Annotated in this window: 20 protein-coding genes and 1 riboswitch; of the genes, 4 read left to right on the top strand and 16 right to left on the bottom strand. The window is 68.0% G+C overall.

Features of this window, described 5'->3' with window-relative positions:
* Nucleotides 1–11 precede the first annotated feature (11 nt).
* Entirely contained in the window at nucleotides 12–758 is a 747-nt protein-coding gene (dapB, locus tag EU513_RS05690; protein WP_129624920.1) for a 4-hydroxy-tetrahydrodipicolinate reductase, read from the bottom strand.
* A 72-nt stretch (nucleotides 759–830) separates the two neighbouring features.
* Here dapB and EU513_RS05685 point away from each other — a divergent pair, with 72 nt between their 5' ends.
* Nucleotides 831–1,424 carry a molybdenum cofactor guanylyltransferase gene (locus EU513_RS05685; protein ID WP_129624919.1) on the top strand — a complete coding sequence of 198 codons (594 nt, stop codon included), beginning with the start codon at nucleotides 831–833 and terminating at the stop codon, nucleotides 1,422–1,424.
* Entirely contained in the window at nucleotides 1,417–1,695 is a 279-nt protein-coding gene (locus EU513_RS05680) for a DUF6457 domain-containing protein (protein WP_129624918.1), read from the top strand. The genes EU513_RS05685 and EU513_RS05680 overlap by 8 nt, the downstream gene beginning before the upstream one ends.
* 7 nt (nucleotides 1,696–1,702) lie before the next feature.
* Here EU513_RS05680 and EU513_RS05675 read toward each other — a convergent pair whose 3' ends face one another.
* The 4 genes from EU513_RS05675 to EU513_RS05660 form a co-directional block, all read right to left on the bottom strand.
* Nucleotides 1,703–2,653: a class I SAM-dependent methyltransferase gene (locus EU513_RS05675; protein ID WP_168990163.1), complete on the bottom strand. Its 951-nt coding sequence runs from the start codon at nucleotides 2,651–2,653 to the stop codon at nucleotides 1,703–1,705.
* A gap of 93 nt (nucleotides 2,654–2,746) precedes the next feature.
* The gene (locus EU513_RS05670; RefSeq protein WP_129624916.1) at nucleotides 2,747–4,393 is read right to left on the bottom strand and encodes an alkaline phosphatase D family protein; all 1,647 of its coding nucleotides are present in this window, start codon (nucleotides 4,391–4,393) and stop codon (nucleotides 2,747–2,749) included.
* A gap of 117 nt (nucleotides 4,394–4,510) precedes the next feature.
* Entirely contained in the window at nucleotides 4,511–5,554 is a 1,044-nt protein-coding gene (locus EU513_RS05665) for an LLM class flavin-dependent oxidoreductase (protein WP_129624915.1), read from the bottom strand.
* A gap of 49 nt (nucleotides 5,555–5,603) precedes the next feature.
* Nucleotides 5,604–6,710: a hypothetical protein gene (locus tag EU513_RS05660; RefSeq protein ID WP_129624914.1), complete on the bottom strand. Its 1,107-nt coding sequence runs from the start codon at nucleotides 6,708–6,710 to the stop codon at nucleotides 5,604–5,606.
* Between the two features lie 88 nt (nucleotides 6,711–6,798).
* Here EU513_RS05660 and EU513_RS05655 point away from each other — a divergent pair, with 88 nt between their 5' ends.
* Complete coding sequence (locus tag EU513_RS05655; protein WP_239702890.1) at nucleotides 6,799–7,251, top strand: META domain-containing protein; 453 nt, start codon at nucleotides 6,799–6,801, stop codon at nucleotides 7,249–7,251.
* Between the two features lie 69 nt (nucleotides 7,252–7,320).
* Here EU513_RS05655 and EU513_RS05650 read toward each other — a convergent pair whose 3' ends face one another.
* From EU513_RS05650 to EU513_RS05625, 6 genes are all read right to left on the bottom strand, one after another.
* Entirely contained in the window at nucleotides 7,321–9,804 is a 2,484-nt protein-coding gene (locus EU513_RS05650) for a polyribonucleotide nucleotidyltransferase (protein WP_129624912.1), read from the bottom strand.
* 179 nt (nucleotides 9,805–9,983) lie between these two features.
* Nucleotides 9,984–10,253 (bottom strand): 30S ribosomal protein S15, encoded by a 270-nt coding sequence (gene rpsO, locus EU513_RS05645; RefSeq protein ID WP_129624911.1) that lies wholly within the window; start codon nucleotides 10,251–10,253, stop codon nucleotides 9,984–9,986.
* Nucleotides 10,254–10,375: 122 nt separating this feature from the next.
* Nucleotides 10,376–11,200, bottom strand: coding sequence for an ECF transporter S component (locus tag EU513_RS05640; protein ID WP_129624910.1), 825 nt, complete (start codon nucleotides 11,198–11,200; stop codon nucleotides 10,376–10,378).
* Entirely contained in the window at nucleotides 11,197–12,825 is a 1,629-nt protein-coding gene (locus EU513_RS05635) for an ABC transporter ATP-binding protein (RefSeq protein ID WP_129624909.1), read from the bottom strand. Before EU513_RS05635 ends, EU513_RS05640 begins: the two co-directional genes overlap by 4 nt.
* Nucleotides 12,822–13,973 (bottom strand): energy-coupling factor transporter transmembrane component T, encoded by a 1,152-nt coding sequence (locus tag EU513_RS05630; RefSeq protein WP_129624908.1) that lies wholly within the window; start codon nucleotides 13,971–13,973, stop codon nucleotides 12,822–12,824. The genes EU513_RS05635 and EU513_RS05630 overlap by 4 nt, the downstream gene beginning before the upstream one ends.
* Complete coding sequence (locus EU513_RS05625) at nucleotides 13,970–14,227, bottom strand: hypothetical protein (protein ID WP_129624907.1); 258 nt, start codon at nucleotides 14,225–14,227, stop codon at nucleotides 13,970–13,972. Before EU513_RS05625 ends, EU513_RS05630 begins: the two co-directional genes overlap by 4 nt.
* 10 nt (nucleotides 14,228–14,237) lie before the next feature.
* Here EU513_RS05625 and EU513_RS05620 point away from each other — a divergent pair, with 10 nt between their 5' ends.
* Entirely contained in the window at nucleotides 14,238–14,645 is a 408-nt protein-coding gene (locus EU513_RS05620; protein ID WP_129624906.1) for a hypothetical protein, read from the top strand.
* A gap of 363 nt (nucleotides 14,646–15,008) precedes the next feature.
* On the opposite strand, the gene EU513_RS05615 is transcribed toward EU513_RS05620, so the two are convergent.
* The 5 genes from EU513_RS05615 to EU513_RS05595 form a co-directional block, all read right to left on the bottom strand.
* Nucleotides 15,009–16,373, bottom strand: a complete 1,365-nt coding sequence (locus EU513_RS05615; protein WP_129624905.1) for a prenyltransferase/squalene oxidase repeat-containing protein — start codon at nucleotides 16,371–16,373, stop codon at nucleotides 15,009–15,011.
* A 101-nt stretch (nucleotides 16,374–16,474) separates the two neighbouring features.
* Nucleotides 16,475–16,537, bottom strand: a riboswitch (cobalamin riboswitch).
* A 74-nt stretch (nucleotides 16,538–16,611) separates the two neighbouring features.
* Nucleotides 16,612–18,657, bottom strand: a complete 2,046-nt coding sequence (gene mrdA / locus EU513_RS05610; RefSeq protein ID WP_240795932.1) for a penicillin-binding protein 2 — start codon at nucleotides 18,655–18,657, stop codon at nucleotides 16,612–16,614.
* The gene (locus EU513_RS05605; RefSeq protein WP_129624904.1) at nucleotides 18,654–19,142 is read right to left on the bottom strand and encodes a hypothetical protein; all 489 of its coding nucleotides are present in this window, start codon (nucleotides 19,140–19,142) and stop codon (nucleotides 18,654–18,656) included. Before EU513_RS05605 ends, mrdA begins: the two co-directional genes overlap by 4 nt.
* A complete protein-coding gene (gene mreC, locus EU513_RS05600; RefSeq protein WP_129624903.1) occupies nucleotides 19,139–19,972 on the bottom strand; it encodes a rod shape-determining protein MreC in 834 nt (277 codons plus the stop codon). Before mreC ends, EU513_RS05605 begins: the two co-directional genes overlap by 4 nt.
* Before the next feature lies 1 nt (nucleotide 19,973).
* Complete coding sequence (locus tag EU513_RS05595) at nucleotides 19,974–21,302, bottom strand: aspartate aminotransferase family protein (protein ID WP_129624902.1); 1,329 nt, start codon at nucleotides 21,300–21,302, stop codon at nucleotides 19,974–19,976.
* Between the last annotated feature and the right edge of the window lie 21 nt (nucleotides 21,303–21,323).

Genomic DNA, 21,323 nt, shown 5'->3' with positions numbered 1-21,323 from the left:
GCCGGGACGGGTCACAGACCCAGGAAGTTCTCCAGACCGACGGTCAGACCCGGGTGCTTGCCGACCTCCCGGACACCGGTGAGGACGCCCGGCATGAAGCTGATCCGGTCGAACGAGTCGTGCCGGATCGTCAGCGCCTCACCGACTCCGCCGAACACGACCTCCTGATGCGCCACGCGTCCGCGCAGACGCAGCGCGTGCACCGGGACGCCGTCGACGACGGCTCCGCGGGCACCGTCCGGGTCGTGCTCGGTGGCGTCCGGGACGTCGCCCAGACCTGCCTCGCGCCGTGCCTCAGCGATGATCCGGGCCGTCCGCGCGGCGGTGCCGGACGGCGCGTCCACCTTGTCGGGGTGATGGGTCTCGACGACCTCCACGGACTCATAGAACCGGGCCGCCTGCTCGGCGAACGACATCATCAGCAGCGCGCCGATGGCGAAGTTCGGCGCGATGAGCACGCCGACCTCCGGTTGCTGCGCCAACTCCTTCTCCAACGCGGCGAGCTTCTCCTCGTCCCAACCGGTCGTGCCGACCACGGCATGGACTCCCTCACGGACGCAACGGGCGATGTTCGCCGCTGACGCCGACGGAACGGTCAACTCCACAGCAACCTGGGCTCCGCCGAGGTCACCGAGGTCGTCGCCCTGGTCGAAGGTGCCCACGAGTTCGAGGTCGACGGCGTCCTGCACCGCCTGCACCGCCTGGGAACCCATGCGGCCCGAAGCACCGATCACTGCCACCTTGATGCGCTCAGTCACCCGGCAACCCTAGGCGGTGACACCCCGGACTCTGCAAGACTGTCCACTTCGCACACGAAGGGGAACGCGAGGATGCTCGACTCGGACGCGTACGACGCGATCGTGCTGGCCGGCGGCCGTGGATCACGGCTCGGCCTGGTCGACAAGGCGACACTCGACGTCGGTGACGGTCCACTCCTGGACGGAGTGCTGAAGGCGGTCGACAGCGCACGCAATGTCGTCGTCGTCGGCCCGCCTCGCGACCTGCCGCCGAGCGTGCACCAGATTCGGGAGGACCCCGTCTTCGGCGGACCGGCTGCCGCAACGGTCACCGGTCTGCGCAAACTCGAGGGCGAACGCGCACCGTGGACGCTGGTGCTCGCCTGTGACCTGCCGTTGGCGCGGGAGGCCGTGCCGCTGTTGCTCGCCGGCCGCGATCGCGATGGCTGCGTGCTGGCCGACGGCCGCGGGCATACCCAATGGGTCGCAGGTGTGTACCGCACCGAGCCGCTCGTGCAGGCCGCGTCAGCCCTGCACGATCCCACCGACAAATCGATGCGCGCCCTCTTCGGCGGCATCGACGTCACCGCGATCGAAGCGCCCAACCGCGTCTGCGAGGACGTCGACACCTGGGACCAGGTCGCCTCCTGGAACGACTACTTCATCGAAGGAGATCCTGATGACTGACGACAAGCCCGCCGAACCCACCCGCAAGGAGCAGCAGGAATGGCTGCGCGCGGTGTGCGTCGAGATCGGTGTCGACCCGGATCTGCTGGATGTCGGACTCGTGCTTGACGTCACCAAGGAGGTGGCGCACCGCTTCGTGCGGCCGATGGCGCCGGTGAGCTCGTACGCACTCGGGATCGCCGTCGGGTTGGCGGCTGCCTCCGGGGGGCCGGTGGATCAGAAGGCGATCGCCGACAGGATCGTCGACATGCTTCCCCCTGCATCCGACTGACCGGATCTCAGCGCCCTCGGGCGCGAACCCTGGTGAGCGAGAACGCTGTCGGGGTCACTCCGTTGTATCGGAGCGCCGTTTCCTTGACGACCTTCAATGACCGGTCACGAGCAACGACATCGGCGAACCGGCGCTTGTCGTCGGTGATGACCACCGCCCGCCCGTCCTGAGTCAGCACTCGACCCAGTTCCCGCACCAGGCCGGGGTACAACGTGTCGTTCTCCTGGTTCGAACCGATCCGCTTGCCGAACGGGACATCGGAGACGACCCGATCGACGGACGCGTCCGCCAGGTCGAGGTAGGTGGCGTCCCCCTCTTCGGCGAACACCCGGTCCTTCAGACCGAACGTGCGAATATTGTTGCGTGCCAATGCGATCGACTCGGGGCTGAGGTCGACGATCAATCCGCGCCCGTCTCGTCCGATCGCGTCCACGATGGGGATCGTGCCGACACCACCGCACGGGTCGAGCAGCGCCATTCCGGGCTGCAGTTTCGCCAAACGCAGCACGCCGGCCGCGACCGACGGCGGAGTGGTTGCGGGAAGACGCTCCATCGCACCGAACCGGGCTGCCCAGGCGAGCGGGCCGATCTCGGCTCGATTCGTCCCAGGAACAAGGTTGACCTGCCAGTCCCCCGGTTCATTGCGCCATCCGGTCTGATGTCCGACCGCCCGGACGATCCCATCCCGTACGCTGGAGTCCTTCTCATGGACCCGGAACGCGACGTCGCCGTCGAATCCGGCCGCGCGGCAAAGCTTTTCAGCATCTTCCAGCGGCACTCCGGGCGACCAGGACATGGCCACCCTGTCGACCATGGGGTTCGAGCGAACCACATCGATCTCGTCCACGGTGACTGTCAATTCACCCTCGCCGCTGACGACCGCTCGGGCGCCCGCCTGCTGCAGGTCGCCGCGCAGGAGGTCTTCGAGGCCGACGGCACAGGTGACGATCAGATGCATCCCCCCATCTTCGCCGAGTGGCCGGGCCATGAACCACCGGCCGGGCTATATCCCGGCCACCAGGTCATAGCCCGGCCACTCGACAAGACGGTGTCAATCGATGAGAACCGTTGCGACGCGCACGAGCCCCGGGTTGTCGTAATCGTCACCCTCGACGTCACCACGGGCCCAGGTGAGCAGCAACCGCGGACCGAGTACCTCGACGCGGGCCAGGTTGTTGTCGAACCACGGACCGTGGGTGGTCTCCCAGTCGAAATCGGGCTTCTTGACCTTGGGGAACTTGTTGACCAGCGAGCGCATCGGGCCGCCCATCCAGCCCGCGAGCGTGCCCTGCAGCATGCGGACGTGGCGCGGCAGCGGGTTGCGGATCGGCGAGCAGACGGCCTGGACGATCTTGGACTCGATCGGCTCGCGGGTCCTGGTGACCTCGTTGACGTAGGAGTTGTGGACGTCGCCGGACAGGAAGGTGATCGTGGCGGGCGCCTTGCCGCGCTCGCCGCGCGCCACCTGCATCACCATCTGCGAGACGTCGCGAAAGGACTTCTCGAACGCGGCCCAGTGCTCGAGGTCGACGGCCTGCCGCACCTTCTCACCGAGCTTCGCCAGGCGAGGACGGTCACCCTGCGCCCAGGTCTCGTTCATCGACTCCAGGTCGTGGATTCCGGTCGGGAGCAGGAACGGCAAGGACGATCCGATGAACAGGTGCTGGCAGTCGCCGCGCATCTGCTCGTCGAGCCAGGCGAGTTCGTCGGCGTCGAGCATCGCCCGGTGGTCCGGACGCAGGTCGCGCGCCGCCCGTGAATCGATCACGATGACGCGGGACTCCCCCAGGCCACGGGTGAACGAGAAGCGGTACGTGGTGGGGTCCTTGTCGACCTCCTCACCGAACGCGTCGACGACCTCCGTGAGGTCGAGCTCGCTCGAATCGCGGTGTGCAGCAATGATCTTCCAGATCTTGTCGTCCTGCAGCGCCTCGTGGTCGAGGTTGCCGGCGTGCTGATAGATCCAGTACGAACCGAGGGCGCCGACGATGCGCTCGTGCCACCACGACTTCTTGTTCATCTCCTCGTGCCAGGCGGCCGAGGTGTTCCAGTCGTCACGGACGTCGTGGTCGTCGAAGATCATCGCGCTCGACAGCGTGGACAGCAGCCACCGGTTGGCCGGTTCGGTCCAGGCGAGGCGGTAGAGCTCGGCGTACTCGATGAAGTCCTTGACCTCCTCGCCGGGCGGGTCGTCGAGGCCTCGCCGCTTCTCGATGAAGTCGCGCATCTGCGGCGAGGTGTCGTCGGCGTACAACTGGTCACCGAGGAAGAGAACGAAGTCGGGCCAGTGGTCGGGGTTGCGCCGCATCTCGTACGCATACGAACGCATCGCGTCGACGCCGTGCAGGTCGGTGCCCTCCTTGTCGTGCGACACCGAGGTGCGGCACGAACCGAACAGGAAGGACGCGTCCTTGGCGGGGTCGAGCGTTGCGATCCGGCTCGGCGGGAACTCGCTGTCGGCTTCGGGCCAGACCTGCTGGTCGCCGAGATCGACCGAATAGTCCTGGATGCTGGCCGGCTCGAGGCCGTCGACGAGCACGATCGCGTAGTGGTGTCCGTGCGCGGAGAAGGTCTGACACGACCACTCGCGCCCCTCGCTGCGAACGGTCACCCGGCAATGCTCGTCGGTCTCGACGAAGATCGTCGCGTTCGTCTCGCCCACATAGCGCAGGACGGGACCAAGAACCAATGAAGCCATGCCCTCATCCCACCACTTGAAGGGCCTGGAACGGCTGCCCGGGACCGGCGAGTCCGTCACGCCTCTACACCCGAAGTTCAGCGTTCCGGTCGCCATCACGACCGGAACCGGCGTCGTTCAGCCGACCGGATCGCCCAGCACCGGACCGTCGGTGTTCGGCTTCCAGCCGAGCGCCGGCGCGACATGTTCGGCGAACGAACGCAGCACGTGCAGGTTGTACTCGACGCCCAGCTGAGCCGGGATGGTCAACATCAGGGTGTCGGCCGACATCACCGCCGCGTCGTCGCGCAGTTGTTCGATGAGCACGTCCGGCTCGGCGGCATAGGTCTTGCCGAACGTCGAGCGGAAGCCGTCGATCACACCGACCTGGTCGGCGCTGTCGCCCGATCGCAGACCGAAGTACATCTGGTCCTGCGCGTTCATCAACGGAAAGACGCTGCGGCTCACCGAGACTCGCGGCGTCCAGTCGTGCCCGGCGGCCTTCCACGCAGTGCGGTAGCGATCGATCTGCTCCGCCTGCAGGTCACCGAACGCCTGGCCGGTGGCCTCGGTGAGCAGGGTGGAACTCATCAGGTTCACGCCCTGTGCCGCAGCCCACTCGGCGGTGTCACGGCTACCCGCTCCCCACCAGATCCGACGGTCCAGCCCCGGTGCGTGCGGTTCGATGCGCAACTTCTGGCCGGGACCGAACTGGGCCGGGTCGGCGTCGGCCACCGGCACGCCACGTACGGCGTCCATGAAACGTTCGAACTTCGGACGCGCGATGTCGGCGCCGCGGGGGTCGGCGGAACCGGTGTACCCGAACGCCTCCCAGCCGCGCAGCGCCGGTTCGGGTGACCCACGACTCACGCCCAGCGCCACCCGGCCGTCCGACAGCAGGTCCAGGGCCGCCGCTTCCTCCGCGAGGTAGAGCGGGTTCTCGTAGCGCATGTCGACGACGCCGGTGCCCACCTCGATGTTGTCGGTGCGCGCAGCGATGGCGCTCAGCAGGGGCATCGGGGACGCCGCCTGCTTGGCGAAGTGGTGCACGCGAAAGTACGCGCCGTTGACGCCGATCTTGTCGGCACCGACCGACAACTGCACGGCCTGCTGCAACATCTCGCGGGCTTCGTAGCCGGAGAAGCCGTAGTGGCCGAAACTCAAGAAACCGAAAGCCTTCATGGATAGGACAACCACGGGCTGGTCGTTGCTGTTCCAAGGTCCTGCCCGACTACGCGCGGGGCAGCAGGAACCTCGTCCCACTACCGAGCACCGATGGCTTTCCACTGTCGGGAACTGCGAGCAGCAGCATCAACACAGCAGGGCGGCGCAGGCTGTGGGTGGGTTGCGTCGACCCATTCATCACTTTGGCGACCTCAGGGCTGAACCAGAGCTCGTACTTGTCGGACGCAGCCGTCCAGTCGCAGTCGAGGGTGACCATGGCGAGCGTCATGGCCCCGGTTCGTTGCATCCGAACCGCCTGGGTGCCGACCAGCGTGGCCTTGCGCGCATCCGATCGAGCCCGGTCGCCCCAGCCTGCACAGTCGTAGCTGATCCGCACCCGGTCGGTAGCCGGAATGTCCTTCTGACCACCCACGAAGCCGAACTCGCGCACCCTCTTCAGTTGCGAGGCATCGGCGAAGTCCGCTGAGTTGCCGTTGCCGATCGCGTACAGAGAGTTCGAGATGGCGTTGGCCACTGCCTGCTTGTGCGTGCCCGAGAGCGGGGTCACCGCGCCCGGACTCGGCGGCTTCGACCCACCGTCCGATCCCGCCGTCGCGAACAACTTCCACCCCGTGGTGCCCGACCCGGACTGCCAGGCGCTGTACGCCACAGACGACTCGCCCTTGCTGTTCGCGTGCTTGTCGGCGCGGTGGCGAACCGTCAGCATCCACCGTCCTTGACCGTCCTGGTCGGTTCCTCCGCCGAGCCAGGCATCGGCTTGCGAGGGTTGCGTCGATGCGCCGCTCACGGACGGCCCCTTGACCTTGCCGGCGTCCATGGACGCCTTACGGAAGGCCGTATCGAAGGCATCGGCCGCCAGGAGGCCGGCGGCGTTCGCGCGGGACCAGCCGGAAGGGTCACCCTCGAGGTGCTTGTCGATGGCTGCGTCGTTGCGCTTGTCGTAGTCGGCCAGCACAGCCTTCACCTGCGACCCGGACAGATGCGGCTGCGGTGGGTCCTCGTCACCGTCGTCGAACCGGACGAAGCTGCGGTGGATCGGTCGCTGACCTGTTGGCCCGAGCAGGCGCCGACGAGCAACGCCGTGGCGGCGACGGCCCCGAGTCGGATTGCGTGACGTGCCATGGTGTCCCCTCTCGACTGGAGGCTTCACCATGGGACACCTGCGCGGGGTGTCGCCGATTTCCACAGGTAAGCACTTCGTAAAGTCTGTCGGCCGACTCGTAGGGGACAATGGTTTCGTGATGGGAGCGAGGAACAAGCGCATCGCGGCCCGCGGTGTCGCCGTCGCCACAGCCGGCCTTGCTGCCGCCATCGCGTGGTCCTCCTCTGCGGAGTCGAATGCCGGACTCACCGGTCGCTCCTGGACGCTCACCTCGGTCACCGAACCCGGCTCTCCCAGTCAGGACGCGTCCGGCTCCGGCGCGCGAATCCAACTGAGCGGCAACAACATCGAGGGCAGCGACGGCTGTGCACCGTTCAGGGGCAAACTCGTGGAGAAGGCGGGCGCTCGCTATTCGACGGACGCCGTCGCGATGGCGACGGTCGCCTGCCTCAACCCACAGGCCGGCAAGGGCGCCTCGATCGAGGCGATGAACGCGTTGCTGGGCACGGAAAACTTCTCCCTCACCTCCAAGGACGGACGCCTGGTTGCGACGACGGACGACGGCTGGCGCCTGGTGTTCGACCGCCGCTGACCGCAGCCGCCCACGCACGACGAAGGCCGCCGACCCTTTCGGATCGACGGCCTTCGCCTGGAGTGAGGATCACTCGGAGTCGGAGTCCGACCCCTCGTTGTTGTCACCGTTGTTGTCACCCTCGTCGTTCTTGCGGCCACGTCCGCGACCACCACGACGGCGACGGCGACGCTCGCCCTCACCATCGCCCGACTCGTCCGAGGAGCCCTCGGCGTCGGCGTGGTTGTCGCCCTTGACCTCGTCGGCCTGGGTGTCGACCTGAGCTTCGGACCGGTCATCGGACGCCGGAGCGTCGGCAACCGGGCCGGCGGCGGCGTCCGGCACATCGGACGAAGCGGCCGGGGCCGAGTCGTCGGAGGAACCTGCAGCCTCGACCACGGCAAGCGAGAGCTTGCCGCGCGGGTCGATCTCCTTGAGCTCGACCTGGACCTTCTGGCCGATCTTCAGGACGTCGTCCACCGAGTCGATGCGCTTGCCACCGACGAGCTTGCGCACCTCGGAGATGTGCAGCAGACCGTCCTTGCCCGGCGTCAGGGAAACGAACGCACCGAAGGTGGTCGTCTTGACGACGGTGCCCAGGAAGCGCTCGCCGACCTCGGGCATCTGCGGGTTGGCGATCGCGTTGATCGCCGCGCGCGCAGCCTCGGCCGACGGACCATCGGTCGCACCGATGTAGACGGTGCCGTCGTCCTCGATGGAGATGTCGGCACCGGTGTCCTCCTGGATCTGGTTGATCATCTTGCCCTTCGGGCCGATGACCTCACCGATCTTGTCGACCGGCACCTTCACCGCGATGACGCGCGGAGCGAACGGCGACATCTCGTCGGGAGCGTCGATCGCCTCGTTCATCACGTCGAGGATGTGCAGGCGCGCGTCGCGGGCCTGGGTCAGCGCACCGGCGAGCACGTCGGCGGGGATGCCGTCGAGCTTGGTGTCGAGCTGGATCGCGGTGACGAACTCCTTGGTACCGGCGACCTTGAAGTCCATGTCACCGAAGGCGTCCTCGGCACCGAGGATGTCGGTCAGCGCGGCGTACTGCACCTCGCCGTCGACCTCTGCGGAAACCAGACCCATGGCGATGCCGGCGACCGGGGCGCGCAGCGGCACACCGGCGTTCAGCAAAGACAGGGTGGACGCGCAGACCGAGCCCATCGAGGTCGAACCGTTGGAGCTGAGCGCCTCGGAGACCTGACGGATGGCGTACGGGAACTCCTCGCGGGTCGGCAGCACCGGCATGAGCGCACGCTCTGCCAGGGCGCCGTGACCGATCTCGCGGCGCTTGGGCGAACCTACGCGGCCGGTCTCACCGGTCGAGTACGGCGGGAAGTTGTAGTTGTGCATGTAGCGCTTGCGGGTCACCGGCGAAAGGGTGTCGAGCTGCTGCTCCATGCGCAGCATGTTCAACGTGGTGACACCCATGATCTGGGTCTCGCCGCGCTCGAAGATGGCCGAGCCGTGAACGCGCGGGAGCACCTCGACCTCGGCCGAGAGCGCACGGATGTCCTTCAGGCCACGGCCGTCGATGCGCACCTTGTCGCGCAGGATGCGCTCGCGGACGAGCTTCTTCTGCAGCGAACGGAACGCAGCGGAGATCTCCTTGTCGCGGCCCTCGAACGGACGGCCTTCGCCGCCCAGGTCGGCCTTCAGCGAGTCCTTGATCTCGTCGAGTCGGTGCTCGCGCTCCTGCTTGTCACCGATCTGCATCGCAGCTTCGGTGTCGGCGAGGCCGGCCTGCTCGACAGCCTTGTAGGCGTCGTCCTGGTAGTCCAGGAACAGCGGGAACTCCTGCACCTCCTTGGCAGCCTTCGAAGCAAGCTCCGACTGCGCCTCACAGAGCACGCGAATGAAACCCTTGGCGGCCTCCAGACCCTGGGCGACGACCTCTTCGGTCGGCGCCTGAGCACCCTGGTTCTTCACCAGGTCCCAGGTGGACTCGGTCGACTCGGCCTCGACCATCATGATCGCGACGTCGTCGCCGACGACCCGACCGGCGACGACCATGTCGAAGGTCGAGCGTTCGATGTCGGAGAAGTTGGGGAACGCAACCCACTGACCCTCGATCAGCGAGACGCGGGTGGCACCGATCGGGCCGGAGAACGGCAGACCGGAGATCTGGGTCGACGCCGACGCACCGTTGATCGCCAGCACGTCGTACTGGTGGTCGGGGTTCAACGACAGCACCGTGATGACGACCTGGACCTCGTTGCGCAGACCCTTGACGAAGGCCGGACGCAGCGGGCGGTCGATCAGACGGCAGGTGAGGATCGCGTCGGTCGAGGGACGACCCTCGCGACGGAAGAAGCTGCCGGGGATCTTGCCGGCGGCGTACATGCGCTCTTCGACGTCGACCGTCAGCGGGAAGAAGTCGAACTGGTCTTTCGGTTGCTTGCCGGCCGCGGTGGTCGACAGCAGGGTGGTCTCGTCATCGAGGTAGCAGAGCACTGCTCCAGCGGCCTGCTTGGCGAGGCGTCCGGTCTCGAACCGGACCGTACGAGTGCCGAACTTGCCGTTGTCGATGGTGGCTTCGGCGAACGTGATTTCTGGACCCTCCATGTGGGCCCTCCTGTTCTTCTCAATCTCGTCGCACATCGTCGTTGTGTGCGAACGGGCTTTCTTCTCAAGGGGATCGGGTGAGGCGACGCATTCGGTACGTCCTACCTCGCGGCCGGTCCCCTCCTACGCGACAAGGCGATCCACCCGCAGGTGGATCGCCTCGTGACGCAAGTCTTCAATTATCGGCGCAGGCCCAGACGCTTGATCAGCGAACGGTAACGCTCGATGTCGATCTCCTCGAGGTAACGCAGCATGCGCTTGCGCTGACCCACCAGGAGCAGCAGACCACGACGGCTGTGGTGGTCGTGCGGGTGCTGGCGCGAGTGCTCGGTGAGCTCACGAATGCGCTCGGTGAGCAGTGCGACCTGCACCTCGGGCGAACCGGTGTCGCCTGCGGCGCTGCCGTACTCGGCAACGATCTCGGCCTTACGGGCGGTGGTGAGTGGCATGTTGAGGCGACTACCTTTCGTCATGTTGTTGCGCGGTGCACCTGGGCTTGTTCACCAGGGCGCTCTGGATCCGCGGCCGTTGGACGGCATTGCCAAAGGTACCAGCGGCCCGGCGTCCCGCCCTAATCGGCGAGGCTCGTCGGTCGACCGAACGCTGCCTTGCGGGACGCGCGACGCAGGGTGAGCAGGATCGGATGTCCGGTGAGGGCGATCAGGACGGACGTGGTGATCGCGCGGCCGAGGTCCCAGCCGAGGGACGTGGCCAGGTTGAACGCCAGGAAGTGCTTGAGGTTGGTCAGCAGCGGACCACCGGGAACGACCGAGATCGCGGGCTCCCCGGTCGTGCCGAGGGGCCAGAAATAGAAGTTCAGGATCCAGCCGTACAGCAGGCTGGAGATGATTCCGTAGCCGATCAGCATGAAGATCTCCGCCCGTCCGCGCAGCGGTGGCAGCAGACCGGCGCCGAGCGCGATCCACCCCGCCCCTAGCATCTGGAAGGGCAGCCAGGGACCGATGCCCGCGGTGAGGATCGCCGAGGCGAACATGCTCGTACATCCGAGGACGAAGCCGAAGCCGGCGCCGAAGACCCGTCCGGACAGCACCAGCAGGAAGAACATCACCTCGATGCCCCCGGTGCCGGCGCCGAGCGGCCGCATCATCGCGTCGACGGCCGACAGCACACCGAGCATCGCGATCGCTTTGGAGTCGATGCCGCCCTCGCTCACCTCCGACAACACGACCGCCAGCAGGAGCGGGAGCATCAGTGCGAACAGCAACGGAGCATCATTGGTGTGCGAGGCGAGCGTCGAGTCGGCCGTGATGAACAACGGCCACGCGAACCCGATCACGCCCACGATGCTGACCAGCGCGATCGCGAGCGCGGAGCGCGGACGCAACGGGATCGCCTTCGCGCGACCGCTGGGTACATGCGTGGTGGTGGCCGTCATGAGCGCGCGCGCCTGACCTGGTCGACGGTCAGCAACGGCAACGGCGCCAGGATCTTGGCCATCTGAGGCGCGAACGCAGGCGAGCCGAGCAGTACGTCCGAGGTCGTTCCGGACGCGACCACGTCGCCATCGGCCATGAAGATCACGTCGTCGGCCGTTTCGGCGATGAACTCGACATCGTGGCTGGACACGAGTACGGCCTGGCCACGATCGGCGCACGTCCGCAGCGTCGCGCGCAGGGCCGCCTTGGCGGCGTAGTCGAGGCCGCGCGTGGGTTCGTCCAGCAGCACGACCGAGGGTCGGGCGGTCAATTGGACGGCGAGCACGAGAGCCAGGCGCTGACCTTCGGAAAGGTCGCGCGGGTGCCGGTCGAGGACGATGTCGGGCACCATCTCGCGCAGCAGGCGCTCGCAGGTGCCCGACGGTGCGTCGCTCTCGGCGTCCGCCTGAGTGCACTCAGCGCAGACCGTGTCGAGATAGAGCAGGTCACTCGCACTCTGCGGCACCAACCCGACACGCGAGCGGCGTTGCGGCACAGCGATCTTGGACGGTTCGACCCACGTTCCGTCGGCGTCGACAGTCACCGTGCCGGACGCCGGACGGGTGGCTCCCTGCAGCGCCCACATCAGCGTGGACTTGCCGCACCCGTTACGCCCCATGAGTGCGGTGATGCCGCCTCGACGCAGTTCCAGGTCAACATCGTTCACCGCGGTGAAGTCGCCGTAGGTGACGCGAATTCCCTTGGCACGCAGGGCGACCGGACCGCTGGTGAGGTTCGCGGGTGGCTCCAGGTCGTCGTGTTGTTCGAGTTCGGTGTGCAGTCCGCGTGCTTTGCGCCGCGCGTCCCGCACCGACAGCGGCAAGGGTGACCAGCCCTGGTCACGTCCGAGTTCGACGACGGGCGGCGCGACCGTGGCGGTGCGCATGATCTCGGCGGGCTCCCCCACCTCGACCAGCCCGTCCCGCGTGACGTGGATGAGCGTGTCGGCGTACTGCAGCACGCGCTCGATGCGGTGCTCGGCCATGACAACCGTGACCGACAGGTCGTGCACCAGCCGGGTGATCGTCGCCAGCACGTCCTCGGCTCCGGTGGGGTCGAGCGCGGAGGTCGGTTCGTCGAGCACGAGCACCTGGGGCTGCAGGGTCAGCACGCTGCCGATGGCGACACGTTGTTGCTGTCCCCCGGACAGGTCACGCAGCGCCAGATGCCGCAGGTCGGCGATGCCGAGCAGGTCGAGCGTCTCCTCGACGCGCTTGCGCATCACCTGCTGCGGGATGCCGAATTGCTCCATCCCGTAGGCGAGTTCCTCCTCGACGGTGTCGGTGACGAACCCCGCGAGCGGGTCCTGCCCGACATACCCGATGAGGTCGGCCATCTCCCGCGGCAGATGGTCGCGGGTATCACGTCCGTGTACCCGCACGTGCCCGGTGAGCAGTCCGCCGGTGAAGTGCGGCACGAGTCCGTTGATCGCGCCGAGCAGCGTCGACTTGCCCGACCCGGTGCGTCCGACGAGCACCGCGAGTTCACCTTGTTCCAGTTCGATGCTCACATCGCGTACTGCGGGTGTGGGTTCGTCGGCGTAGGTGATGGTGACGCGGTCGAACTCGATCGCCGGGAAGCTCATGAGATCTCCTGCATCTGCTGGTGCTGTCGGGGTCCCCGCTTGGGTTTGGGCGGCAGCGGCGGGGTGACGAAGGCCGGCAACGCCGCCACGAGCAACCCGAGCACCGCAGTGAGCGGCACGAGCGGGGTGCCGAGGGTCGGTTCGAGCGGCATGATCGTCGCGAGCGGGTTTCGTTCCAGCGCAACGATCATCGCGACCAGAGCGGTGACCCCGCACAGCGACACGATCGTCTCGGCGGACTTCCACGGATCCGACCGGTACACCGAACGCGGCACCCGACGTCCGCCCCACCAGACCGCGAGCGCGCCGAGCACGAGGCCGGCCACGGTCGCGACCGTCGCCCACAGCGGGATGGCCTGGTCACCGCGATCGTCGAGCAGTCCGTAGAGCCCGACACACACCGCCATCAGCCCGCCGAGCGACAGCACTCCGACGAGGCGGCGGTCACGATGGCTCACCGAGTGGCGGGTGCCGAAGCCGCGTGAGTCCATCGAGGCAGCCAGCAACAACGAACGGTCGAGGGTGTCCTGCAGGACCGGGAGCGCGATCACGCGCAGGGCACGCACCCCCTTGACCGAGGTCCCGCGAAGTTCTCGCGCCCGTGCGACACGCTTGGCGCTCTCGGCCAGTTGCGGGACGACGGTGAGCGCGATGACGACCGCGGTCCCTATGTCCCGGACGGCAGCGGGCAGCGCGCGCAGCAGCCGCCGCGGGTTGGCGAGCGCGTTGGCGGCGCCGAAGCAGAGCAACATGGTCGCCAGGCGCAGGCCCTCACACAATGCCGCGATGAGGTCTTCCAGCGGGATCGGGCCGAGCAACTGGATACCCGCAGCCCAGGACGGAAGGTCGACCGTCGGCAGGGTCACCAGGATCGTCGGGCCGGTCTTGGATCCGATCAGTACGAACAGCACCATGCGGGTGACGATGACGAACAGTCCCAGCCAGGCGTACATCGTGAACGATCTCGCCCACGGTGCGTCCGGACGGCGCGCGATCACGACGAGGACGACGACGGTGAGGGCCAGGAGCAGGAGCACCGGGTTGGTCGTGCGGGTGACCGCTGCCGCGAGGCAGCATGCCCACAGCCACCAGGCGCCCGGGTGTACGAACCGGGCAGCCTGGGCCGACGACCGACCCGGTGTGCTCACTCCTGCGGTCGACGGCGCAGCGCCAGCACACCCGCCAGGCCGGCGAGCGCGACCGTGGCACCACCGCCGATCACCAGGCCGAGGTTCGTGCCGCCGCCGCCACCGGAGTTCGTGCGCTGCGAGGCCGCGACCTCGGTGCGCTGCCCAGTCGCCGCCGGGCCATCAACGCTGGAGGTGGCCGACGGCTGGGTCGAGGCAACCGATGACGGCTGCGCACTGGACGCGGACGTCTTGTCAGCGGCACTCGAACTCACCGTCGCCGACGTGGATCCCTTGGGTGAATTCGACTGTGCCGCAGCGCTCTTCGAAGCCCTCGAGGACGCCGAAGCGCTCTGCTTCGGCGAGGCCGCGGACGCTGTCGAGCTCGGCTGCGTTCCCGCCGGGCGGCCCGCAGTAGACGACGGTTTCGAACTCGACGTCGGACGTGACGCGGTCGACGACGTACGGGGCGCAGTGCTTGTCGGCCTGCTCGTCGGCCTGCTCGTCGGCCTGCTCGTCGAACTGCTGGTCGACGGCCGCGGCGCCGTGGTGCTCGGTCGCGGAGTCTGCGTCGGGGTAGCGGTCGGTTTCGGCGCCGAAGGCACCACCGAAGGCGCTCCCCCGGACCCGAACCGGAAGCCGATCCAGGTGCCGGCCGGAGCCGAGAACGTGGCGACACCGGTGTTGGAGTAGGTCCACCCCGAGCCCGCGCGGCCGTGGAAGAAGGCCCAGTAGGCGCTGGCCGGAGCAGTGCGCATGCACGGGTCGGAGGTCGGGTTGCCGTCGATCCGGCACAGGAAGTAGCCGGGCTGCAGTTGCGCCCGCTGCGGGGTGTGTCCCGCCGCGCGCAATGCATCGAGCGCGGAGCCGTAGGAGCCCGGGGCGCAGCGGGTGCTGGCTCCCCCGGTGTACTGCACGACCACGGTCACACCCGAGCAACTCGCAGCGGCGGTCCGCACCGAGCTGCTTGCCTGCCCATGTGCGGGAGCGACGCCGACGAGAGCGAATGCGAGCGTGAGCGCAGCCAACAGTCGCGCCCAGACCCGCGTACGGGAATCAGCGACGACGACGGCCATGAGCCACTGCCCCCGCACCGATGCTTGCGAAGAACGCGCCGACGCCGGCCAGCACGCCGAGGTCCGCTCCACCGTCCGAGGAGGTCGGACCGTCGGTGACGACCGGCGGACCGGTGACGATCGACGTGGTCGAGGACGTGGTCGCAGTACCGGCCGAGGTCGTCGTCGTGCTGGATGTCGTGCTGGATGTCGTGGTGGACGTCGTGGTGGACGTCGTGGTGGACGTCGTGGTGGATGTCGAGCTCGAGGGGCTCGAGGTCGAACTCGGCGAAGCCGTAGCCGTGGGAGACGAGGTCGGGTTCGTTCCGCAGTCCAGTGCCGCGACACCGGCGGAGCCGCCCGCAATGGTCCGGACGTAGGGCGTGAGGGTGAGCGCAAGCATCGCCTGCGGGGTCGCGCGCGTCTCCTGGTCGGTGACCACCGCGCGGGAGCCGGCGGCGATCTTCGCATCGAAGGCCGGCTTGTCGTAGGCGATCGCACCGCGCAGCGCAGCGGGCGCCGAGCAGCCGAACTGGAGCGTCTTCACGAAGGCGGTCGCCTTCGCCGCGTTGTCGGTGCGGCCGGCCAGGGTGAAGGCCACGGCGGCAAGTCCGGCGCTGTTGGAGTTGGGGCTCTCGGTCGAGGTGCCACCGCGCACTCCACCCGATGCAACCTGCTGCGTGGCCAGGTAGCCGGCGGCCTTCGACACCGCGGTCGTGCGGCCGTTGGCCGCGAGAGCCTGCACGGCGAACGAGGTCACGTCGGAGTCACTGGTGCACTTCGCTGCGCCGAGTTCGAGACGGAAGCCACCGTCGGCGCACTGCTGCGCGACCAGGAAGTCGATCGCCTTGGTCGGGACCGTCTCACCGGAACGCTTGAGCGCGATCAAGGCCCACGACTGGCCGATCGTGTTGGAGTAATCGCCGTACTCGGACTTGTCGCTGAAACGACCCGCGGCGGTCTGCATGCTCTTGAGCTTGGTCAGCAGGGCGCCGGAGGGACGGCCGGTGGCCTGCAGCATCACGACCTGCTTGGCAAGGGACCCGGCATACGCCTCGGAACCGGCTCCGTAGTACGAGGTGCCGTTGGCGACCAACCAGTCGGCGGTCTTGGAGATCTGCGCCGTGCCGGTGCTGGTACCGGCAACACCGAGCAGAGCGTCGATCGTGAGGCCGTAATCCGGGTAGCTCTCGCCACCGAACTCGGCGTTCAGGTAGTTGCCCTTCGCGGCGAGCTGGCCCACCACGAAGGCGGACGCGGCGTCATCAGGGGTGGTGGCGGCGTGGGCCGGCGCGACGGCGAGCGCAAATGCGGCAAGGGTCGCGGTGCCCGCGAAACCCGCACGGGCGGTGGTGAGGAGAGTCATGGTTCCTTCTTCCAGACGGCCCTGGGCGCGGGCCGCCGAAAGAAGTTCGGCGCTCGCCCGTAGACCTCGACGGGGATGTGAGCTGACATCGGCTAAGGAGCTCCGGCTCGTTCCTCGTTGCCGAGGAACCTACGGTTGCGGGTCAGCGCCGGACTTGGACCGGCTTTCCCCTCACTGATGCGCAGAATCATTCTACTCGCCCGTGCCGAGCCCATGAACCACCCTGCACATCGCGAACTCAGGGGCGGGTGCGCAACACGTCCCAGATCTGGCGGGCAGCCGGCACCGCAGCTCGCGCTGCGAGACCGCCTTGTTCGATCATGACCACCACGACGTACTGCTTGCCGCTCCTGGTCTTCGGGCCGTACGAGGCGAACCACGCGGTGGCGTCCTTTCCGTACACCTCACCGGTGCCGGTCTTGCCCGAGATGGGGTAGTCGTCGGGGAAATCGACGAACGCCGGGTGCGCGGTGCCGGTCGGTTCGGTGACGACGCGACGCAACCCGTCGGTGAGAACCGTCTGAGCGGCGGCCGACAACACGAGCCGCCCGTTGGCGACCGGCGAGATCCGTGAGGCGGCAGAACCGTCCGAGGTGCGTGTGGCCGCGGCGACCTGCGGCTGCCAGATGGTGCCGCCGTTCGCGACGGCTGCATACCCGACCGCCAGCTGCAGCGGCGTGACGAGCATGTCTCCTTGTCCGATCGAGAGGTTCACCGCGTCGCCGGCCTGCCATTGATAACCGTAGGAGCAGTTCTCCTGCGCCAACTGCTTGAAGTACTCAGCCTGCTTCGTGTCAGAGACCTCGGGGTAGCCGCTCTTGGCCCGGCGACACATCGATGCCTTCGTGGTGTTCCAACGCTCGAGCTTCCACGCGCGGCTGGGGACATTGCCCGCCACTTCACCGGGCAGGTCGATGCCCGTGCGTCGGCCGAAGCCGAACTGCTTGGCCATCTGCGAGTACGGACCGGTCTTGCTCACGTCGCCCTTCAGACCTCCCTCGGAGATCCAACGGGCGAACGCCCAGCGATAGAACACCGTGTCGCACGACACCTGCAGGGCCGCCGGCATGTCGATGGCGCCGAAGGCGGCCGACTCGTAGTTCTTGAAGACCCGGCTGCCGACCGTCACCTGCGAGGAGCACTCGTACCGCCCCTTCGGGTCGACGCCGGACGCGATGGCCGCCGGCATGGTGACCACCTTGAACGTGGACGCCGGTGGTTGCAGAGTTCCGATCACCCGGTTGGTCAGCGGATTGTGTGCCTTCGGATCACTGAGCTTGCGGTACTGCGCCGCGGTGATGCCCCCGGTCCACACGAGTGGGTCGTACGTCGGGTTGCTGGCCATCGCAACCACAGCCCCGGAGGACGCGTCCAGGACCACAGCCGCTCCCCCGGTCACCGGTCGTTTCGCCGTGCGCAACCGACCGATCGTCTCGGCGAGTGCGGACTCGGCGGCCCGTTGCACCGGCACGTCAAGGTGCGTCAGGACGTCCTGGCCACCGACGGCCGGGGTGGTGCTGACCGTCCTGACCGGCAGTCCGCGCGCGTCGACAGCCAGCACGGTGCGTCCGGAGGTGCCGCGCAGCACCTTGTCGTAGCTGGACTCCAGTCCGCTGCGGCCGAGCAGGTCAGCGGCGTTGAGCGACGAATCACGTTGCAGGTCGGCGGCATTGGTACGTCCGAGGTAGCCGATCACCTGAGCGGCATTCACTGCCGACGGTGCCGGGAACCGGCGTACCTGCTGCTGACGCACAGCCAGTCCCGGGAAGTCCTCCGGACGCTCGAGCAGTGTCATCGACAGCCCGGGGTCGACGTTGCTCAGCACGGGTATTGGTTCGACGGGGCTGCCGGAGAAGCATACCGGTGCCGGCGGGGCGTCCTTGGTGCCGCACGCCTTGGTGCGCCCGAGCATCTCCTCGACGTCACCGCCGATCAGGCGCTGGACGCGGGTGAGGACCGCGCGCCCACCGTCCCGACTCTCGGCGAGGGTCGTCGGGTCCATGGTGAGCACCCAGGTGGAACCATTGGTGACCAGCGGTGTCCCGTCCGCGGCCAGGATGCGGCCACGGGTCGCGGGGGCGTCGACGGTGCGCGTGTTGATCCGTTGTGCGGCCTGCTTCATCGCGGGGCCGTCGACCACCTGCAACTGGAACAATCGTCCTGCGAGCACGCCGAGCACGAGCACGGTGATGACCAGGATCGCCCAGATGCGGGCTGTGTACGGCGCTGCGACGTTCGCCCGGTAGCCACGCGGATACTCGATCGAGTCGCGACGCCACCTCACGCCAGACCTCTTGCGACCAGGTAGGACTCCGCTCGGATCACCAGTGGCACGATCACCGCGCCGGCCAGTGCGGTACAGACGATCAATGCGGATGCATGGGTCAGGTTCGGCGTCTGCCCGGCAACGAGCGAGGTCAGCAGACGCAGCAACTGGATCCCGGTGGCCGCGAGCGCCACGGTGACGATCGGCACCAGGATCGAGGCACGCACCGAGCGCTGAAGCACCCCGCAGCCGGCACCGACAGCAGCGTGGATCAGGGCGGTGAGGCCCAGCGGTGCCGAACCCGGTGGCACCAGGTCGACCGTCAGCCCGGCCGCGAGGCCGAACAGCGCACCGGCCTGAGTGCCGGAACTCAGGCCCACTGCGACGACGAGGACGAGCACCAGATCCGCCGGCACACCTCCGGACGGAAGCACGGTGACGGTGAGCAGCGCGGCGAGCGACAACAGCAGCGCCCGCAGGACGGTGAGTCGGCTGGGGATCACGAGCCGCCCCGGATCGCCGGACGCGCGGGAACACTGCCCGCAGGGAACACGACGCCGACGAGGTCGAGGCGCGTCGGGTCGACCGCCGGTCGGACGACCGCGGTCGGGCCGCCCTGTCCACGGTCGGGATCCACGGCGACCACCGTGCCCACCGGAACCTCGCGCACGAACGGGGTCTCCTCGATGCTGCCGAGGGTGGTGACCCGGTCTCCGACCTTCGCCGGCGTCAGACCGGCGATCCGTACCGTGAGCAGTCCTGCTTCACGGCCGGGCAGTCCTGCGGGGGCGGTGGAAGCGAGCGAGGCGAGCAGCCGGTCGTCCCCCACCCGTACGCCGACCACGCTGGACGGGTCGGTCAGCAGTTGAACGGTCGCCGAACGGGTGCTCACCGAGACGACCCGGCCGACAAGACCTCCGGCCGCTATCACCGTGAGGTTGGTCCGGACACCGTCGCTCGACCCGGCATCGATGGTGACCTGTTTCAACCTGCCGACAGTGACTCCGGGGGTGAACCCGATGACCTGCGCCGCGACGAAGGTGCGACCGTCGGCCGCCGCCGATCCGCGCAACGTCCGTAACGCGGCGAGGTCGGCAGCGTTCGATCTCGTGTCTGCGGACGACCGCCGGGCCTCGTCCCGTTCGCGCGTGAGCCGCGCGATCTCGTCGTCGTGGCCGGTGAACACGTCCTGTACCGGAGAGACGATCTCGGCGGCCGCTCGGCGCAGCGGGGCGGTCGCCGAGGGCGCCGCCTGGTCGACGACGGCGATCGCCAGGCACCCGGCCAGGCCGACGGCGAGGACCCGCCGTCGGGTCTGTGGCCGGAACGCCATCTCAGCCTTGAGCCTGCGCGTCCCCGACCTCGAGAGCGGCGTCGAGAATGGTTAGCCCCTCCCGCAGTTGGTCGTCGGGGATGTTCAGGGCGGGCACGACGTGGATCCGGTTGTAGTTGACGAAGGGCAGCAGACCGTTCTTCTTGCACTCGGCGACGACCGCGTCCATCGCCGGGCTCGATCCGCCGTACGGTGCGAGGGGTTCGCGAGTTTCCTTGTCCCGCACCAGTTCCAGCGCCCAGAAGGCGCCGACACCGCGTACATCGCCGAGGCAGGCATGGTCGCCCGCCATCTTCTGCAGGGCCGGCCTGATGATGTCGTCGCCCAGGCGGCGGGCGTTCTGCACCATCCCCTCCTCGCGCATCGCGTTGATCGTGGCGACAGCGGTGGCACACGCCAACGGGTGTCCGGAGTAGGTCAGGCCACCCGGATAGGGCTTCTCGGCGAACGACTCGAACACCTTCGGCCCGACGATCACACCGCCGAGCGGGATGTATCCGGACGTGATGCCCTTGGCGAACGTGATGAGGTCGGGTTCCACGCCGTGGTCGTCCAGCGCCAGCCAGTTGCCGGTGCGGCCGAAACCGGCCATCACCTCGTCGGCGATGTAGACGATGCCGAACTCGTCGCACAGGTCGCGCACACCCTGCAGATATCCCGGCGGCGGCGGCATGATGCCGGCGGTGCCGGGGATGGTCTCCAGCAGGATCGCCGCGATCGTGGACGGACCCTCCAACTCGACGGTGCTGCGCAGGTGGGCCAGCGCGCGCTCGCACTCCTCCTGCTCGGTGGTGGCGTGGAACTGCGAGCGGTACAGGAACGGACCGCGGAAGTGCACGACCCCGGCGTTGCCGTAGTCGCTGGCCCAGCGGCGCGGGTCGCCGGTGGCGTTGAGAGCCGTCTGGGTGCCCCCGTGGTAGCTGCGGTAGCGGGTCAACACCTTAATGCGTCCGGTGTGCAGCCGCGCCATCCGGATCGCGTGCTCTATCGCCTCCGCGCCGGCATTGGTGAAGAAGGTGTGGTTCATGTCACCGGGTGCGATCTCGGCGATCAGGCGAGCAGCCTCGGAACGCTCGGCGTTCGCGTGCGCCGGCGCGATGGTGCACAGCTTGGCCGCCTGGTCCTGGATCGCCTTGACGACCTTCGGGTGCTGGTGACCGATGTTGGTGAACACCAGTTGCGAGGTGAAGTCCAGGTAACGCTTGCCCTCGTCGTCCCACAGGTAGGAGCCCTCGGCGCGGTCGACCACCATCGGGTTGATCTTGCGCTGAGCCGACCAGGAGTGGAAGACGTGGGCGCGGTCGAGTTCGAAGGCGCGGGAGGGGCTCATCGGGTTCCTTCCGGGTTGCAG

The sequence above is a fragment of the Yimella sp. RIT 621 genome (assembly GCF_004146205.1).
In the GTDB taxonomy this organism is placed as follows: domain Bacteria; phylum Actinomycetota; class Actinomycetes; order Actinomycetales; family Dermatophilaceae; genus Yimella; species Yimella lutea.
This window is presented reverse-complemented; position numbering and strand designations above follow the sequence as displayed.

Bases quoted from the DNA above. Each gene is read 5' to 3' on its own strand.
- EU513_RS05595 (WP_129624902.1), bottom strand. From the start codon at position 21,302: ATGAGCCCCTCCCGCGCCTTCGAACTCGACCGCGCCCACGTCTTCCAC.
- EU513_RS05675 (WP_168990163.1), bottom strand. From the start codon at position 2,653: ATGCATCTGATCGTCACCTGTGCCGTCGGCCTCGAAGACCTCCTGCGC.
- EU513_RS05655 (WP_239702890.1), top strand. From the start codon at position 6,799: ATGGGAGCGAGGAACAAGCGCATCGCGGCCCGCGGTGTCGCCGTCGCC.
- EU513_RS05665 (WP_129624915.1), bottom strand. From the start codon at position 5,554: ATGAAGGCTTTCGGTTTCTTGAGTTTCGGCCACTACGGCTTCTCCGGC.
- EU513_RS05680 (WP_129624918.1), top strand. From the start codon at position 1,417: ATGACTGACGACAAGCCCGCCGAACCCACCCGCAAGGAGCAGCAGGAA.
- mreC (WP_129624903.1), bottom strand. From the start codon at position 19,972: ATGGCGTTCCGGCCACAGACCCGACGGCGGGTCCTCGCCGTCGGCCTG.
- EU513_RS05650 (WP_129624912.1), bottom strand. From the start codon at position 9,804: ATGGAGGGTCCAGAAATCACGTTCGCCGAAGCCACCATCGACAACGGC.
- EU513_RS05635 (WP_129624909.1), bottom strand. From the start codon at position 12,825: ATGAGCTTCCCGGCGATCGAGTTCGACCGCGTCACCATCACCTACGCC.
- EU513_RS05660 (WP_129624914.1), bottom strand. From the start codon at position 6,710: ATGGTGAAGCCTCCAGTCGAGAGGGGACACCATGGCACGTCACGCAAT.
- EU513_RS05670 (WP_129624916.1), bottom strand. From the start codon at position 4,393: ATGGCTTCATTGGTTCTTGGTCCCGTCCTGCGCTATGTGGGCGAGACG.
- rpsO (WP_129624911.1), bottom strand. From the start codon at position 10,253: ATGCCACTCACCACCGCCCGTAAGGCCGAGATCGTTGCCGAGTACGGC.
- EU513_RS05615 (WP_129624905.1), bottom strand. From the start codon at position 16,373: ATGACTCTCCTCACCACCGCCCGTGCGGGTTTCGCGGGCACCGCGACC.
- EU513_RS05640 (WP_129624910.1), bottom strand. From the start codon at position 11,200: ATGACGGCCACCACCACGCATGTACCCAGCGGTCGCGCGAAGGCGATC.
- EU513_RS05685 (WP_129624919.1), top strand. From the start codon at position 831: ATGCTCGACTCGGACGCGTACGACGCGATCGTGCTGGCCGGCGGCCGT.